This is a genomic window from Ideonella sp. P3_A4, assembly GCF_056403075.1.
In genome coordinates, this window is sequence record NZ_JBFUGE010001039.1 from 1 (window position 1) to 1,414 (window position 1,414).

Below are 1,414 nucleotides of genomic sequence, written 5' to 3' on the forward strand. Positions count from 1 at the left end.
GTGCACATGCTGCCGCCGCGCGGCGTGGACACCACCGCCACGCTGATGGAAACCCGCTTCGACCTGGCCGAGCCCGAAGGCCTGCAGCTGCTGTGGCGCGACAGCGTCTACCGCCTGAGCCGCAGTGATCTGCCGGTGCTGATCGGCCGTGGCTCGACCTGTGGACTGCAGATCGACGAGGCCCGTGTCTCGCGCACCCACGCTCGCATCGACTGGACGGGTGGCGGGCTGCAGGTGGCCGACCTCAGCATCAACGGCACCTACGTGCGCTTCACCGGCGACGACGAGGTGCTGAGCCTGCGGCGCGGCGCCTGCACCTTGCACGGCAGCGGCGACATCGGCCTGGGCGGCTCGCCCAACGAGGTGGGCGTGCCGGTGCTTCAGTTCAGCATCATGTCGAGCATGGACGATACCGCGCCGATGCGGCTGCCACCGAGACATTAGCCCCCACGGCCCCTCTCGGGGCCTGCCCCCCGAGGGGGCTCGCGCAGCGGACCGGCAAAGCCGGATCCGCGCACGCCACGTGAAGAGCGGCGGCTCCTGCGGAGCGCCGCAAAGGGTTCAGACCAGTTATGCCGCCGTCCGCTTCTCAATACCACCATGGGCAGCCGTCCCCAGTAGGCGTGCTGCTGGCCAACCTGGGTACGCCGGACGCGGCCACRCCGGCTGCCCTGCGCCGCTACCTGGCCGAGTTCCTCAGCGACCCGCGGGTGGTCGAGATCCCGAAAGCGGTCTGGTGGCCGATCCTGCACGGCGTCATCCTGCGCACCCGCCCGGCCCAGTCGGCCAAGAAGTACGCCAGCATCTGGCTGCCGGAAGGCTCGCCGCTGGCGGTGTGGACGGAGCGGCAGGCCAAGCTGCTGCAGGGGTATCTGGGCGAGCGCGGCTGCCCGGTGATCGTGAAGGCCGCCATGCGCTACGGCAACCCGTCGATCGCGTCGGCGCTCGACGCTTTTCAGGCGGCCGGCGTTCGGCGCGTGCTGGTGCTGCCGGCCTACCCGCAGTACTCGGGCGCGACGACGGCCAGCACCTTCGACGCGGTCAGCAACTGGGCGCAGCGCACGCGCTGGGTGCCCGAGTTCCGCTTCATCCACCAGTACCACGACGACTCGGCGCACATCGCTGCGCTGGCGGCCAGCGTGCGCGCCCATTGGCAGCGCGATGGCCGTGGCGAGATGCTGCTGATGAGCTTTCACGGCATGCCCGAGCGCACGCTGAAGCTGGGCGACCCGTATCACTGCCAGTGCCAGAAAACGGCGCGTCTGCTGGCCGATGAACTGCGCCTTTCATCCGACGAATGGCGCATCAGCTTTCAAAGCCGCTTCGGCCGCGCCAAGTGGCTGGGCCCGGCGACGGACGCGACGCTGAAGCAGCTGGCCGCTGGCGGAACGAAACGTGTCGACGTGGTCTGCCC

Annotated in this window: 2 protein-coding genes; both read left to right on the forward strand. The window is 69.9% G+C overall.

Annotated features, from left to right (window positions below):
* Nucleotides 1-444, forward strand: a 444-nt coding sequence (locus AC1DYI_RS35620) for an FHA domain-containing protein (RefSeq protein ID WP_477208813.1), incomplete at its 5' end; no start/stop codon positions are given.
* Nucleotides 445-572: 128 nt separating this feature from the next.
* On the forward strand, nucleotides 573-1,414 hold an 842-nt coding region (gene hemH / locus AC1DYI_RS35625; RefSeq protein ID WP_477208814.1), incomplete at its 3' end, for a ferrochelatase.